Source organism: Bacteroidota bacterium, assembly GCA_018266755.1.
Taxonomy (GTDB): domain Bacteria; phylum Bacteroidota; class Ignavibacteria; order Palsa-1295; family Palsa-1295; genus JAFDZW01.
Genome location: JAFDZW010000006.1, coordinates 179,994 through 195,687 on the forward strand (window position 1 = coordinate 179,994; position 15,694 = coordinate 195,687).

General features: G+C 55.3%; 17 protein-coding genes. 4 read left to right on the plus strand and 13 right to left on the minus strand.

All coding sequences use genetic code 11. The features are described from left to right. Positions 1-479 precede the first annotated feature (479 nt). Positions 480-1,565 carry a DUF4157 domain-containing protein gene (locus JSS75_13095; GenBank protein MBS1904637.1) on the plus strand — a complete coding sequence of 362 codons (1,086 nt, stop codon included), beginning with the start codon at positions 480-482 and terminating at the stop codon, positions 1,563-1,565. 174 nt (positions 1,566-1,739) lie between these two features. On the opposite strand, the gene JSS75_13100 is transcribed toward JSS75_13095, so the two are convergent. From JSS75_13100 to JSS75_13160, 13 genes are all read right to left on the minus strand, one after another. Further along, a complete protein-coding gene (locus JSS75_13100; protein ID MBS1904638.1) occupies positions 1,740-2,147 on the minus strand; it encodes a hypothetical protein in 408 nt (135 codons plus the stop codon). A gap of 507 nt (positions 2,148-2,654) precedes the next feature. Continuing rightward, a complete protein-coding gene (tgt, locus tag JSS75_13105; protein MBS1904639.1) occupies positions 2,655-3,779 on the minus strand; it encodes a tRNA guanosine(34) transglycosylase Tgt in 1,125 nt (374 codons plus the stop codon). Positions 3,780-3,889: 110 nt separating this feature from the next. Next, positions 3,890-4,552: an ABC transporter ATP-binding protein gene (locus tag JSS75_13110; protein MBS1904640.1), complete on the minus strand. Its 663-nt coding sequence runs from the start codon at positions 4,550-4,552 to the stop codon at positions 3,890-3,892. A gap of 9 nt (positions 4,553-4,561) precedes the next feature. Next, entirely contained in the window at positions 4,562-5,092 is a 531-nt protein-coding gene (locus tag JSS75_13115; protein ID MBS1904641.1) for an acyl-CoA thioesterase, read from the minus strand. Between the two features lie 20 nt (positions 5,093-5,112). Then, positions 5,113-5,889: an outer membrane protein assembly factor BamD gene (bamD, locus tag JSS75_13120; protein MBS1904642.1), complete on the minus strand. Its 777-nt coding sequence runs from the start codon at positions 5,887-5,889 to the stop codon at positions 5,113-5,115. A 9-nt stretch (positions 5,890-5,898) separates the two neighbouring features. Further along, on the minus strand, positions 5,899-6,489 hold the full coding sequence (locus JSS75_13125) for a hypothetical protein (protein MBS1904643.1): 591 nt from the start codon (positions 6,487-6,489) through the stop codon (positions 5,899-5,901). Continuing rightward, complete coding sequence (locus tag JSS75_13130) at positions 6,489-7,850, minus strand: Glu/Leu/Phe/Val dehydrogenase (GenBank protein MBS1904644.1); 1,362 nt, start codon at positions 7,848-7,850, stop codon at positions 6,489-6,491. The genes JSS75_13125 and JSS75_13130 overlap by 1 nt, the downstream gene beginning before the upstream one ends. 106 nt (positions 7,851-7,956) lie before the next feature. After that, positions 7,957-8,829: an acyltransferase gene (locus JSS75_13135; protein MBS1904645.1), complete on the minus strand. Its 873-nt coding sequence runs from the start codon at positions 8,827-8,829 to the stop codon at positions 7,957-7,959. A 5-nt stretch (positions 8,830-8,834) separates the two neighbouring features. Then, positions 8,835-9,302 carry a TPM domain-containing protein gene (locus tag JSS75_13140; GenBank protein ID MBS1904646.1) on the minus strand — a complete coding sequence of 156 codons (468 nt, stop codon included), beginning with the start codon at positions 9,300-9,302 and terminating at the stop codon, positions 8,835-8,837. A 23-nt stretch (positions 9,303-9,325) separates the two neighbouring features. After that, positions 9,326-11,002, minus strand: a complete 1,677-nt coding sequence (nadB, locus tag JSS75_13145; protein ID MBS1904647.1) for an L-aspartate oxidase — start codon at positions 11,000-11,002, stop codon at positions 9,326-9,328. A 30-nt stretch (positions 11,003-11,032) separates the two neighbouring features. Further along, entirely contained in the window at positions 11,033-11,767 is a 735-nt protein-coding gene (locus JSS75_13150) for an outer membrane beta-barrel protein (GenBank protein MBS1904648.1), read from the minus strand. Between the two features lie 23 nt (positions 11,768-11,790). Next, positions 11,791-12,489: an outer membrane beta-barrel protein gene (locus tag JSS75_13155; protein ID MBS1904649.1), complete on the minus strand. Its 699-nt coding sequence runs from the start codon at positions 12,487-12,489 to the stop codon at positions 11,791-11,793. 158 nt (positions 12,490-12,647) lie between these two features. Further along, positions 12,648-13,295: a dephospho-CoA kinase gene (locus JSS75_13160; GenBank protein MBS1904650.1), complete on the minus strand. Its 648-nt coding sequence runs from the start codon at positions 13,293-13,295 to the stop codon at positions 12,648-12,650. Between the two features lie 637 nt (positions 13,296-13,932). Here JSS75_13160 and JSS75_13165 point away from each other — a divergent pair. The 3 genes from JSS75_13165 (at position 13,933) to JSS75_13175 (ending at position 15,686) form a co-directional block, all read left to right on the plus strand. Then, positions 13,933-14,967 carry a hypothetical protein gene (locus tag JSS75_13165; GenBank protein ID MBS1904651.1) on the plus strand — a complete coding sequence of 345 codons (1,035 nt, stop codon included), beginning with the start codon at positions 13,933-13,935 and terminating at the stop codon, positions 14,965-14,967. Positions 14,968-15,275: 308 nt separating this feature from the next. Further along, a complete protein-coding gene (locus JSS75_13170) occupies positions 15,276-15,428 on the plus strand; it encodes a DUF559 domain-containing protein (GenBank protein MBS1904652.1) in 153 nt (50 codons plus the stop codon). Further along, the gene (locus JSS75_13175; protein ID MBS1904653.1) at positions 15,429-15,686 is read left to right on the plus strand and encodes a DUF559 domain-containing protein; all 258 of its coding nucleotides are present in this window, start codon (positions 15,429-15,431) and stop codon (positions 15,684-15,686) included. Positions 15,687-15,694 lie beyond the last annotated feature (8 nt).

The window sequence follows — 15,694 nt, forward strand, 5'->3', positions numbered from 1 at the left end:
TACATTCTTCCCCCCTCCCCGTAACTTCAATAATTTGCGAGCACCTATACCTGCAACCATATTATTATTCAACGAGATCGTTGTGCACACGCACGTACCCTTCCTCCCAGAAACACGAAAGTCCGCGGGTGCGGACTTTGGGTAGCTCGGAGCCATACGCTTTGAACTATGATCGGGTAGTTCGCCCGGTTGCATTCCTCTCATGCTTCGTCGTTCGGAACATGGTGCCCATACATATCAGCGGCAAGATACAACATCTTCCCCAGCCTGTCAAGGTGCCCGTCAATGATTTAATGTTACGGGCACCCCTCAACATTTCCTTCATTTTGTGAGGAAAATGTGTACCGGATATTCCGAAAATATTCGTAAGTTAGAGCCTTGGTATAATCGGTTGTCCTATGTCAGAACGACATGCCACGATAGCGCAGCCACAAACGACTTCCACAGCGTCCGCAAGTGCGGTTCGCATTCAGCGTGCAATGACCGTCGGATTTGCTCACGACCCCGCCGAACACGAGGCCGATGCAGTCGCCGATCGTGTCATGAGAATGCCGGAGCCTGGATTCATCCAACGTAAGTGCGCCGCCTGCAGCGATGAGGAGAAGATCCATCGAATGCCTGCCGCCTCCTTCATCCAACGAGCAGGACGTGGTGACGGCTTCAAAACAAGCCCCGAGATCGCATCCGCAATCGAAGCGAACAGAGGCGGCGGAACCCCCTTGCCTGCGCCGACAAAGTCGTTCATGGAAAGCCGCTTCGGCACGGACTTCTGCGGCGTCCGGGTTCACACCGATGGAGCCGCCGTCCAACTCTCGCGCGACCTCAACGCCCAAGCGTTCACCGTCGGCAACGACATCTTCTTCAACTCCGGCAAGTTCTCCCCCGAATCCTCCGACGGCAAACATCTGCTGGCGCATGAACTGACGCATACAGTGCAACAGGGGGGGGGTGGACGCACCACTCAGTCGGATAATGGCTTCATCAACCGTAAGCATGCGTACGCTCCCACGGATTGGGCAACAGTCCAAAGGAAATTTGGTGATGACGCCGTCGGACATCAGACTGCGACAGCGAAGGCAAATGCTGCTATACCCGCGCAGGCCCACGAACAGGTCAAGGCTATGCATAGACTTGTCAAAGACCAAAAGTATGGTTTTTGGTGTGGAGCTGGCAATGACTGCGATTCGACTAAGACTCACTGTAACGAAGTGTTGGATGAGCTCGATCGAGCATGTTGTAGACACGACATGGACTACAATTACTTACGTCTATACGTCTCACAAAATTCTTGGGGAGACGGAGGGGTTCATTGGTTCTCGCCTGAAGGACTTGTACGTGCTCAACAAGCAGACTTCGAACTTGCCAAGAGTGCTGCTGTATTCAAACCACGCGACTCGGTCGGTAGAGTGGCCTCTACGTTCATTGTAGGGTTCTTCGGTGGTCGGGCTGCTCTTGCACAGAGCATGTGGCCCGCCAGTTTGTTATTCAACCTTATACCTGGATACAGATCCGGGTTGTCCGCTGAACGAACACAGTGCGAAAAGAAGAAGGAAACTCACAAATAACAGCGGGTACTCTTTGACGAGAACGTGCCCAAATTATCCTTGTATTCTTGGGGTAACATATACCACTATGAGTCCAGCAGGCATTTTAGGGTCGGTAATGGTTGTTCCCGCATGATGGATATCCCCAGCCCAAATCGCATGCAAAAGAGCACCCACCGCATGATCGCCTCGTAATTAGACGAAAGGTTCACCACCCTCCCTGGTTCTCAAAACAATACCACCGAAGCCCACCCCAATTCTCGAGCAGATTGGTGATGAAGGATCCACATATCTTGGGTCCGTTTCGCTTTCGTCAATAGGTCTTACTCGAACGATATTCGAGCTGGCCTTTTCGAGCGCCCATTTTAGCTGAGAAGCAAGAAAGTACGATTCCTCATCTTCGGGCTTAAAGGCCAGTTCAACGTCCGACTTTGGCTTATCAGACAGCGCCAGTGCAAACTTTTCTCTTCGAAGGTATCTTGACATGCTTCTCATCTTTGCATACGTTGCGTTACTCCATAGCCGTTCGATGCGTGTGGTGGACGCTGCACGAGCTCTATGAGAACTCAATATCTCCCCCTCTATCTCCACAGCAATGATCATCGTCGGGATATCGTCCCACCAGAACGAAATTGTGGCCTCCAAGACGTGGTGGTGTACAACAAATTCTAGCAGGACCCCTATTACGACAATTATCGCACAGCCATCTTTTACTTGGGACTAAAGCGACTCCAGACTTTCCAATTCTTCTTCTTGAAGGTTATTACTGGACTGAGATTTTCTCCATAATCTAAAGAGTTCTTATATAAAAATTGTTACTCTACACGAGATTTTGTAGGAAGCGCAGTTAGACGTAATTTAACAAGACAGTCTTGTTAATATTCCCATAGTAGCTTTGACTAGTTACATTAGTCAGCTAACCACACAAACCAAGGGGGTGAGTATTTCAGCGATAGAAATCTCTTATATATAACTTATTGCATGTATTCCTCCTAAAGCACTATGTTCGGGAGGAATGTATTGCCGCCCAGAAACTCTGGATTGGTACTTCAATAACTGCACTAAGTCAAGACCTAGCTTCAAACCAATTTTTACTTCGGTAGCTTAACCTCAAATCTGCTTGATTTTGCCCACAAACTTCCTCCGCCACCGATAATATTCGTTCTCCTGTATCGCCTTTCTTGCCTCCTTCACCACCCCCTGATAGAACGCAATATTATGCATTGTCGCGAGGACGGGGCCGAGGATTTCGCCGGTGTTGAAGAGGTGGTGCAGATATGCGCGGGTGAAATTCTGTGAGGCGTAGGAATCGGTCTCGGGGTCGATCGGGGTGAAGTCGTGTTTGAACTTTGAGTTTCGGATGTTGATCTTGCCGTTGCGGGTAAAGAGCTGGCCGTTGCGGGCGTTGCGTGTCGGCATCACACAATCGAACATATCTACGCCGCGTGCGATGCACTCGACGAGATCGATCGGTGTGCCGACGCCCATCAGATAGCGCGGCTTGTGGGTTGGAAGATGGTTGGTTGTATGGTCGGTGACCTCATACATCACCTCGTTCGGTTCGCCGACAGCAAGGCCGCCGATCGCATAGCCGAACGAATCGAGCTTCACGAGTTCGTCGGCGCACTCGGAGCGCAGATCGTGATGCACACCGCCCTGCACGATGAGGAACATTGCCTGCTCGTAGCCATGCAGCGGCTTGGTCGCATGGAAGTGCTCGCTGGCGCGATGCGCCCAGCGGATGGTGCGCTCGACCGCGCGCGATACCACTTTCCTCTCGGCGTTCGACGGCGGACATTCGTCGAGCACCATCATGATGTCCGGCCCGAGATCGCGTTCGATCTCGATCACTTTCTCCGGCGTAAACTCATGCTTCGACCCGTCAAGATGACTTTTGAACGTCACCTTCTCGTCGGTCACCTTGCGCAGATCGCCGAGCGAATAGACTTGATACCCGCCCGAATCGGTGAGCACCGCACCCTGCCAATTCGAGAAGCGATGAATGCCGCCGGCTTCGCGCACGATCTCGGTGCCCGGGCGCAGATACAGGTGGTATGCGTTCGCCAGGTGAATGCGTGCGCCCGTCTCCCAGATATCGCGCGGCGTGAGTGACTTCACGGTTGCAAGCGTCCCGACCGGCATGAAGCACGGCGTCTCGATCGTACCGTGATCGGTCTCGAGCACGCCTGCGCGGGCTTTGGTCGTGGGGTCGGTATGGGTGAGGGTAAATTTCAAAGCAATCGTTCAATTAGCTGTCATTCTGAGCAAAGCGAAGAATCTCTTTCGGGACACCTGAATAGTCTCGTCAACCTCAAGGGATTCTTCGCTTTGCTCAGAATGACGCATCAAGCTTGGCGTGAGGGGGCGACGTATCGTTCGACCGCTACTCGTCTGGTCGCGAGTTCCGTTTCGGCCGCGTCGTTTGTGGCGATCATCACGATGGCGCCATTGTGTGCGGCGTCGGTGATGTGATGGAACAGACGTTCGATGCCGGCGGCATCGAGATTCGAACTCGGCTCGTCGAGGAAGATAAATCGTGGCGCAAGTGCGAAGGCCATTGCGAGCTTCACGCGCTGCTGCATGCCGGAGCTATACTGCTTCACCTGACGATCGGAATGCGCAACGGCGGCCTCGAGGCCGAGAGATGTCAGCAGCGAGACGCACTCGCCGCTATCCATGCTCTTGCCTTTGAGCTCGGCGATAAACTGTAAATGTTCGATCGCCGTGAGTTCGGCGTAGAGTTCGAGATACGGAGCTGCGTAGCCGAGATAGGGCTGATACTCGTCCTTCGGGATCGGCTTGCTTTCGACGTGATAGGCAACGCTTCCCTTCGTTGGCGAGAGCACGCTTGCTATCATCTTCAGTAGCGTTGTTTTCCCGGTGCCGTTCGAACCGGTGATCGCGACGATCTCGCCGGCACGCAGTTCGAACGAGACGGGCGCAAATAGAGGCGCAGCGTTGAAGCGCTTCGTGAGTCCTTCGGCAGTAAGCGTGGCGGTGCTCGTCACGGTGGGTTGTTACTTCGAGCGTTTCTTGGCGGCCGCCTTCGCGAGCTTCGCTTCTTCTTCGGCGATATGGCGGCGACGAGCAAGGCGGTCGTGGCGACGCACGGAAGCAGCATTGTAGCGGGCTTTCTCCTCGGCGCTTACCGGGACGACTTCCGGCACCGGCACAGGGTGACCGATCTCGTCAATAGCAACGAACGTCAGGTAACCGGTATTGACGTGACGGTGGTGACCCGTGTGAATGTCTTCGACTTCGACACGTACCCCGACTTCCATCGAAGTCGTGAACGCGCGGTTGACGCTTGCTCGAAGATGCACGACCTGACCCAACTTCACAGGACCGAGAAAGTTGATCTCGTCGACACTGGCCGTCACGCAGATGCGTCCCGAGTGCTTTGCTGCGGCAAGCGCTGCGCAAATATCCATCCAGTGCATGAGCGTACCGCCTCGGAGGTTGCCGAGGACGTTAGTATCGTTCGGCAGGACGAGTTCGGTCATCTCGATCTTCGATGCGCTGACGCGTTTCGGTCGTTGCTTGCTCATGGTGGTGGTGGTGGGGTGAGTTATTTGAGCGAGATCTGCTGGCGAAGCTTCATCGCGCGTTCGCGCTGCGCCGGCGTTGCCGACGAGAGGTACTTCTGATCGAACGCATCGAGTGCATCCATCGCTTCGCGAGACTTTTTGCGCGAGTACTGCACCTCCGCGATGCGAAGCTGCGCCTCGCTGGCCGACGGCGTATCGTAGTATTGATCGAGCACGCGCTCGAAATACTTCAATGCAGACTTCCGGTCGATCAACTTAATATACAGCTCCGCCGACATCAGCACCTTCGCACCGAGCTTGTTTCGGAGTTCCGCGATGCGCGACGTGGCACTATCCTGGAGCGGTTTCGAGGCTCTCGGACAATCGCGAAGAAACGTCTGATACTCGGTAATGGCGTAGCCAGTGTATGTCTGGTCGAGCTCCGTTCGCGGCGAGAGACCGTAGTAGCATTCGGCGACCATGAACTGTGCGCGGTCGGCAAATTCGGAATTCGGGTAGTTGCGCCGCACCGCACGAAAATCGACGGCGGCACTGATATATGTCTCGCTCTTGTAGCGCGACATCCCTTCGAGGAACGCCGCTTCGGCAGCAAATTCAGAGGTCGGCGCCTGCAACCGGACTTCATCGAAAATGGAAGTCGCGAGCAGCCAGTCTTCTTTTCCATAGGCCGCTTTGCCGTCGGCGAACCGTTTTTCGGGGGAATACTTCCCGACCGATGTTTCGGTGGATTTCGTCGGACCGCAGGAGATAAGCGCTGCGGCGATGAATGCAAGTGCGATCGTCAGTAGGTTCTTCACAAGAACGGTTCAACTGCGAATGAGAAAAAAGAGTGCGACAATTGCCGCTGCCCCAACCGTCACGAGAACGGGCTTCAACGTTCCGTCCCAAAACGAGTGCTGCTCGTCGCCGCTCGCCATGGGTATGCTACGCACCGACGGTACAATTGTGTCACGAAATACCTCAAATGTTGAAACGAACGGCGTTGTCACGTATCCGGGCGTATAGCCGTTGACCGAGATCGTCGCACGCTCAAAGACGGTGTCTTTCCCGCCCTGTTCGTAACTGATCGTACGGCGAATCGAAGAGAAGACGTGTAACTGCCGCTCGGTGTCGTCAGCGACTTTCGGCACCGCCGCTGCGTCAGTGCCATAGAACACGTGCTTGTCCTTTCGTTGCGTGGCGAACTGCGAGAAAAGCGCGGAGTCAGCCTTCGGCACGAGCAGATCGAAATGCGTCTTCCAGAAGAACTTCCCTTCGACAAAATTCGCCATCGCGACTCGGCCGAGCGAATCGAAGCGCGCATCGGAAAGCGCGGCCACACCTTGCGAAAATGCATTCGCCCTTGTAAGAACAAGGGCGAACACCATTGCACACACGATATACGAACGTCCGGGCATCAACCGTAGATACCGCGCAGACGAAGCGTACGAGCGACCTTATCGATCGCGAGAATGTACGAGCTCAGACGCAGCGACACTTTGTGCTTTTGCGAATTCTCGTACACGCGGTCGAAGGCCGAAACCATCGCATCTTCGAGTCGCTTGTTGACCGTCTCGAGATCCCAGTAATAGCCCATGCGATTCTGTACCCACTCGAAGTAGCTCACCTTCACACCGCCGGCATTCGCAAGAATGTCGGGGATGACCATGATGCCCTTCGATTCGAGGATCGAGTCGGCGCTGGCGCTCGTCGGGCCGTTGGCGCCTTCGACGATCAGCTTCGCTTTCACGTTCGCAGCGTTGTCCTCGGTGATTCGGTCTTCGCGAGCTGCCGGCACGAGGACGTCCACGTTCAATTCGAGCAGATCTTCGTTCGTGATCTTCTCTGCACCCGGAAATCCTTCGAGCAGATGACCGTGATCGTCGGACCACTTGATCGCCTTGTCGATGTCGATCCCCTTCGGATTATAGTACCCGCCGGTAACATCGGAGATCGCGAGGATCTTCGCGCCCTGATCTTCGAGCGACGCTGCGCTGATCGAGCCGACATTGCCAAAGCCTTCGACGGCAACTGTTGCCTTGGAAGGCGAAATCTTGAGCTTCTTCAGACCGCTGAGCGTCGCATGCATGACGCCACGCCCCGTTGCTTCGCGACGACCGCGGCTGCCGCCCAACACCAATGGTTTGCCCGTAACAACACCGGGCTCGGTGCGGCGCATGTGCATCGAATACGTATCGAGAATCCAGGCCATGACCTGCTCGTTCGTATTCACGTCCGGTGCCGGGATGTCGCGCTCCGGCCCGAAAACGTCGAGCATGTTGGAGGTGTAGCGTCGGGTAATGGCTTCGATCTCGCGCTGCGAGAGCTTGCGCGGATCGCAGCGAACGCCGCCCTTGGCGCCGCCGAACGGAATATCGATGACCGCGCACTTCCAGGTCATCCACGCGGCAAGCGCCTTCACTTCGTCGAGATCAACATCGGGAGCATAGCGAATGCCGCCCTTCGAGGGTCCGAGAATATCGTTATGAATGACTCGATATCCTTCGAATACTTCGGTCGAGCCGTCGTCGCGAACGATCGGGATCGAGACGATCACCGACTTTACCGGCGTCTTCAGGTACTGATAGATGCCGGGTTCGAGGTTGAGAATTTCTTGTGCTTTGTCGAACCGCCGCATCATGGACTCGAGCGGACTCTCGTGCGGGTGAGCGGTGGCAGCGGATGTGCCTTTCACGGGAGCTGGTTCTTTGTAACTCGCCGGGTCCTCGTCGCTGAAGCGGCGTTTGCCCGAGGGTTTCACTGCGGTTTTCTTTGCCATACTAATAACTAAGCATTGAGTTCAAGCCAACAGGGGGCTTATTCGATAGCGTAGTATAACAAGCGGGATGGCGGATTCTTTCCCGACAAAATTGCATCGTGTCGAGCTAAGAACGATTCTTCATCACCGTCTCGTCCATCATCTGCCGCATGAGCAGGAGGTCTTCGTCGAGCATGTGGCGAGAGGTTTCACGGGTGCGGGCGAGGAGCGAAGGGTCGAGCGTTGCGAGAACGAGGTCTTCATCGAAGAATGCTCCGCGAGAGAGTACTGAGCCGTCCGGGCTGACGACTTCCGAGCCGCCCCAGAAATTTACCCCATCCTCGACGCCGACACGGTTGCAGAACGCGACATACACGCTGAAGAGTCGTGCGAAGGTCACATGGTGTTCGCGGTTGATCTTGTAATTCGTCGGGCCATCCTCATCGCCCACACCGGCCAGGCGTGTCGGGCTTGCAGCGATGGTGATGATCGCTTGTGCCCCCTGATATGCCAGTAGATATGGCAGCGACGGATGCCACAAGTCTTCGCAGACGAGTACACCAACCGTCCCGAGCCGGCGCGATTCGAACGCCTGCGCCTTGTTGCCGGGTAGAAAATAACGTTGTTCTTCGAAGATGCCGTAGGTCGGAGGATAGATCTTGCGATGGGTATGGATGAGCGAGCCATCCTCGAACACGAACGCGGCATTGTGCAGCCCACCATTTGATGCACGTTCGACGCCGCCGCAGACGATCGTAATTTCCTTGCTGAGTTCGCGCAACTCTGCCAACAGCGGCGAGTTTGATGGATCGAGCGCGACATCCATGTTCAGATCGCGAAGCGTGTAACCGGTCAGCGACAACTCGGGAAACACGATCGCATCGGCCTTAGCAGAAATTGCGCGACGGGTGATCTCGGCATGATGAGCGGCATTCGCAGCGACGTCGCCGATGACAGCTTTTGTTTGTGCGAGGGCGATGGTAGCGGGTTGGAGGGGCATTCTACTCAGCCGATAGATACTTCGTTGGAGAGTTCGTTCGAGCGTTCGGCAGGTTTCGAGAGTACACCACGCAAATGCTCGGTGATCTTCTTCAGAGCGTTCGTGACGCCTTCTTCAAAATGCCCTTGCTTGAAATCATTACCAAGCTGTGCCGCAACATCGGTCCATGTTTCGGGTTGGGTCTTGCTATGAATACCGACGTCGGCATAAATGTAGAACTTGCGTTCGGAGTACAGGACTAAGAGCAACAGTCCGTTGCGCGCCGCCGTCTTATGCATGCCGAGCTTCGCGAATTCGGATTTCGCGACGTCCGCTAGCGGCTTGCCCGAAAGCTCCGTCTCTCGCTCGTCGTGGATGGCTACTCGGATCTCGGCGTAGGTATCACGTTCGGCATCTGCGATGGCCGAGGCGATATGAGCAAGTGCGGACTTGCTGAATGCATCTTTCGCATGAGCCGGTTGTGCATGAGCCATGAGTCTCTCCTTTCGCGAAGTAGTTACAATCGTTGTTGCAGCAACGTATTCTTCGTTGCGAGTTTGGGGTTCTGCTGCGGATAGTCGGTCGTGAAATGCAATCCCCTGCTCTCTTTACGTGCTTTCGCCGAGCGTACCACCAGGAGCGCAGTGATCGCAATGTTACGCAGCTCCAGCAGTGGCAGCGTCACCCTCGTCTTTCGATAATACTGCTCGATCTCTTTCGCAATGAGCTCGAGCCTGCGCTTTGCACGTTCGAGGCGATAGTTCGAGCGCACGATGCCGACGTAATCCCACATCAATTGTTGGATTTCACGGCGATCATGCTGGATGACAACCCATTCCTCGGCGTTTTCAGTGCCGGATTCATCCCACTCCTCGAGTTTGACATCCGGCACGTCGGACTTCGCCAGCAGATCCTCGAGCAAGTCGTCGGCAGCACGTTTTGCAAACACGAGCGACGCCAGCAATGAATTGCTCGCAAGCCGGTTCGCTCCGTGCACACCCGTCACGGCGACTTCGCCGCAAGCATACAACCTGGCAATACTGGTGTGACCGTTGAGGTCAGTCAGAATTCCGCCGCAGCTAAAATGAGCTGCGGGGACGACTGGAATCGGCTGCTTCGTAATGTCGATGCCGATCGTTTTACACTGCGCATAGATATTCGGGAATTCGTCGCGAACGTGCTTGCCATCGAGATGCGAGAGGTCGAGCAGTACATAGTCGTCGCCGTGCTTCTTGAGTTCGGCATCGATTGCGCGTGCAACAATATCGCGAGGTGCAAGTTCAAGACGAGTGGGATCGTAGCGCTTCATAAACCGCTCGCCCTGTTTGTTGCGCAGAACACCGCCTGCACCGCGCACCGCTTCGGAGATAAGAAAAGCATTGCCTTCGGTGCCGGTATAGAGCGCCGTTGGATGGAATTGGATAAATTCCATATTGGCAATGGTCGCACCTGCACGGTAGGCCATCGCTATACCGTCGCCGGTCGCGATCGACGGATTCGTCGTATGCAGATATACCTGCCCGCAGCCACCGGTTGCGACCATGACCGCCTGACGAGCACGGACGATATGGACCTTCCCGGTGCGTTCGTCGAGCACATACGCGCCGTAACACTTGGTCGCCTTGCCGTTGCGCGGCTTACGCCCTACGCGCTGATGATCGGTCAGAAGTTCAACGGCATAGTGATCCTCGAGCAAGGTGATGTTCTTGTGTTGCGACATCGCCGCAAGCAGCGAACGCTCGACTTCTCGCCCGGTCAGGTCCTTTGCATGGACGATGCGATTGGCCGAATGACCGCCTTCTTTGCCGAGGTGAAGGTTGCCGGATTTGTCGGTGGTGAACCGAGCTCCGAGATCGATCAGGTCGCGAATGCGGTCAGGGCCTTCACGCACGAGTGTCTCGACTGCCGTCAGATCGCAGAGGCCGGCACCGGCGATGAGCGTATCGCGCACGTGAGATTCGTAGCTATCGTGGGCATCGATCACCGATGCGATGCCGCCTTGCGCGTAGTTGGTATTCGATTCGGAGCGTTCTTTCTTGGTCACGATCGTGATTCGCAGCTTCGAACGCTGTGCGAGCTGCAACGCGAAGAACACCCCGGCCGAGCCGGAGCCAAGGATCAGTACGTCTGTTTCTTTCACGGGCCGTCTAACAAACCTGATAGAAAACGAATGCCCCTCGATTTCGAGGGGCATCGTGAACATCGACCGGGTTCGATCGATTGCTTAGAAGTGTACGAGCATATGGATGTTGCCGCTGGCGATACCGATCATGGTCGTTGACGGATAGTCCGTCGTCGTTCCCGATACGGTTTCGCTGGTCGACGAAGTACTGAAGCCCAAGGTGTACTCCGCACCGATCGCGATACCATGCGTCACGTACCAATCGAAACCGGCGAGGAGGCCGATCCCGATTCCGTTGCCGCTGCTCTTTGTTTCGACCGTTGTCGTGGCCAGCGTGGATGCATCCTTGCTGTCGGCACGATCGACTTGATTCTTCGTATTTGTCAACCCGGAAGTGGCAAAGGTTAGCTGAGCGCCAAAATACGGCGACACAGCATAGACCGGATGCGTATGCATCTCAACCCCAACACCGATGCCGAAGAGCGTCTGAACGTCTTTCCCATTCGAAGACTTCGTCGGATCGGGATCGCCGGAGGTCGACGTCGAAAACGCAAGCAAACCTCGCAACGCCAGTTCGTCGGCGATGTAGTACTTTACGCCTGCGGCCGCCAGATACGTTTGTGTGCTTCCCCCTTCACCTTGTGAAGGAAGAAAGATCTGCGCCAGATCCACAGCACCCATCTGCATCGAACTAAGGCCACCGAAGGCGAACTCCATCGCCATCGTCCCTTTGGTTGTGATGGGACGGATGCTCTGCGACTGATCCTGCGCTCGCGCTGACGAGGTAATCGTCAGCGCGATTGCGACAGCACAAAGCGATGTATAAATACGCTTCATGATCATGCAGTGCTATGATCGAATTAGAAGTGTACGACGAGGTGCACGTTGCCGGCATTGCTGATGCCGATCGCAGTGCTCGACGGTGCGTCGGTCGTCGTGCTGGTGCTGCCCGAGCTGGTCGTCGTGCTCGACGACATCGAGCTGAAGCCGAGCATATACTCTGCGCCGACGGCAAGTCCGTGCGTGAAATACCAGTCGAAACCGGCCAATACGCCGATACCGAATGTCGTACCGCTGCCCTTGTTCTCGGTGGTGTTGCCGCCGCTGGTGCGCTTGTTATCGGTGCTTGCGCCGCCGAATGCAAGCTGTGCGCCGAAGTACGGAGAGGTCGAGTACACCGCATGCGTGTGCATTTCGACACCGACGGCGATACCATAGCTGGTGTTCGTCGTCTTTCCGGTCGCAGACTTGGTCACATCCTCGTCACCATCGCTGCTGGTCGAGAAGCCGAGCAATGCACGCAAGGCCATATCGTCCGACAGATAATACTTGTAACCTGCACCGACGACCGCGATCGGGGTGCCACCTTCGTTCACGTTTGCAATCGGTACCGAAGCCATCCCGAGCGTCGAGAGACCGCCGAAGCTGAACTCCCACGCTGCAGAACCTGCTTTGGTGCTCGGACGGACGATCTTTTCGTCGTCCTGCGCGCGCGACAGGCTAACAAGCGATGCAACAACAAGTACCGTGAGACAGGATTTCAGTAGGAATCGTGACATAATGTATGTTCCTCCAATGTGAAATAAAGAAATGTTCGAGTAAAGAAAAAATCAGATGTAGAGAGCAAAGAATTACGATACAAATATATTAACAAATTGTTACGACTGAACCGGCAAAAGCATTTTGTGGACAACTTGGTTATCCACACTTCGGGCGACTATTCCTCCGAAGGCTCGATCGAGCGTAACGGCTCGGGAGGTAATACACCGAAAGCCATCGCCCGGATTATACCAAAAATGGTATCGCACTTGGACCGCAGTGCGTCCTTTGTCGAATTATTCTCTATTAGAAAGTCGGCAAACCCTTTAATTTCATCACTATAATCTTGTTCCCTCAACCGCCGCTCGATATCCTCTGGGCTAAATTTTCCGCTTGCGACGCCTCGTTCAATGACGGACTCATCGCTTGCCCAAACCATTACCAGTACATCGAAAAGCTCATCGTACCCCGTCTGAACCAGAATTGCAGACTCGACTGCGACGACGCTTCCGGCCGTTGCATTGGCGATACGTCGTTCCACCTCCAGCATCACTGCCGGATGAACAAGCGATTCTACCGCATGACGCTTCGATTCGTCACTAAATATCTGTGAAGCTACAAAGGATGTATTGAGTGAACCGTCGCGATACGTATCAGGACCAAGCAGCGCAACGAGTTCTGCCCGTAGTGTCGGGTCGGAGGACATCACTTCCTTCGCGAGGGTGTCGGTATCGATCACCTCGACTCCCTTCTCGCGCAGGACATCGGAGAAGGTGGACTTCCCGCTGCCGATTTTTCCGGTGATCCCGACTCGAAGTGCGCGCATTGGATAGACTGGCTGCGCCCGTGATCGGGCGAACGAAATATCCTCTGACAGAAGGCGGCGAGATCCGCGACAGGGACACAGCTTCGGGTAGTCACCGTTCGCCGAAGGACGCATGCTCAAGAGCATACATGGATCGGCAGGATCCCGAACCGAAGTCTGCCGACGGTTTCCCGTCGGAACAAGGGCTAAAAGAACCGAGCCCTGATACAGTGGGCATCTGCATTTGTTACTTTTTGCTTCCACTGTCCCGCAGGTGGCGGCGCTGCAAGCAGCACGGCGCACCGGTATTGGAGTTCCGTCCTTGCGGACGGTGAGGCCTGCAATCGGTACAAATCGGATCAGTCGCCCATAGTCTATAATTGTAAGGTTCTTTTTGGCGTTGTTGACCCTATCGTTTCCTCCGCCGAACCTTCTGTCAGAGTGGGTGGCCGGGGCCACCTCTCTGTACAATTAACACCTCACCTTCGCCGCGTGTTCGGGTTCGCACCGCGAAATGCCCAAATTCTCAAAAATTTCTTCACTTCGCGTGTTGTAACATTTGGCACCGGCTTCGCGTAGGGTCAGATGATACCCGGGCCCATGCCCGAGGATGTGGTGTACGTTTCACTCTCTGATCACCGACACAAAGGGACAGGTTTTGCGAATTTCGCAACCATTCAGACTCTCCAACCGGACGGCGGCTATCGCTGCTGCTTCGGTCCTTGCTGTCGCATCGACCGCATACGCCGCTGCGAAGCTGTGGCGATATGCCGTCGACCGCGATCCGCAGCATCGTGAGAATCGAATGAACGTCATCATCAAAGCGCCCTACGGCTCCGTCGGCGTCTATGGAAACGGAGACCCGAACCTTGCCGCCATCATCGAGACGAAGGCCGACGACGAGGACGATCCGCCGCCGATGCACTACCGATACCTGACAAGTTCTGACTACTCGATCGGTACGTTGCGCATTACCCTCGGCTCCGACGACGGAATGCTCCAGCGAAAACAAGAGCTTGCGCAAGGTACCTGGGCCAGCAACGGACGATTTACCCTCACCGGCGCCGGGACGATCCAAACCGACGGCGGCACTCACTACGTCCGCGATGTCAACGATTTTTACTCTCCCGTCCCTTCCGCCAAGAGCAGCGATGACTATTCCCGAGTCTTTTTGAACCCCACGATCCCGATCAACCTTTGGGCCGAAACCGGCTTCGGCGAGTCGGTGATCGACATCAGCGGTCTCGCAGTTGTCGGCATGGGCATTCAGAACCAAGCGTCGAAGTCGCGTATCGTTGCCCGCACCCAGAATCGCTCGGTGATGGAGTTCTGCAATGTCAATGCAGGGCTTGGCGAATGTACGATGGACGGCATCTGCAATTACAACGTCAAGACATTCAAGTTCACCGGCGGCATTGGCTACTACGAACTCAACTTCACGGGTACCATGCAGCGCGATCTCGACGCGAATGTTGAAGTAGGCTGCGGCAAAGTCGTCATTAATATCCCGCCCGGCGCTGCCCGAGTCCAGGCATTTTACGACGACAATCTCTTCAGCTCCTTTTCGTTCAGCGGCCTGAACAAGCGCCGTGACGGCTACTACACCAGCGTCGGCTTCGACCAGTCCCGCGCCCCGATCCTCACCCTCCGCCTCTCGACCGGCGTAGGAAAGATGGTCGTGAGCTACCGATAAACCCCCCCCCGTACCCCCCCCCCCCCCCCCCGCTCGTCATTCTGAGCGAAGCGAAGAATCCCTCAAGGTTTGAACGAATGCATACTTCACACCATACATTTTAGATTCGTCCGCATCCCAGCAATCCAAATTCACGATGCACCCTACGAACGCCGTCCAGTGAGAATACTTCGCTGAGAAAGCGATAGTATGTTTCAACAACTGCAAAGCCGGATATCCGAACAGCTCTCAAACCGGCGTAAGCAACGTAGAAAAGACGCCCCGCCTTTTCAAGGCGGGGTTGGGGTGGTTGATTCGTATCTTCGCACATGCTCCGCAAGTTCTACAACACGACTGAGCACAAGGAACGCCGGCGCGAACTACCCTCCAATCCTACTCGTGCCGAACGTGAGATGTGGCACGGATTACGCAACCACCGCTCCGGCTACAAATTCCGCCGTCAGCACGGACTCGTGCCGTAGATCGTCGATTTCAATTGTCCCGATTTTCACCTCGCTGTCGAGATCGACGGCACAACAGATGAATCACCCGAACAACAAGAATATGATCTCCGCCGAACTGCCTACCTCAATGCAAACAATATCGATGTGATACGCTTCACCGACGGCGAAGTACACTTTAGCGTAGACAGGTGTGTGACGAATATCATCAAGCGAATCGAGGAGATCAAACGAGGGGGAGGCGGCAAGCTCGAATCAACCACCCCAGCCCCTCCTTGAAAAGGAGG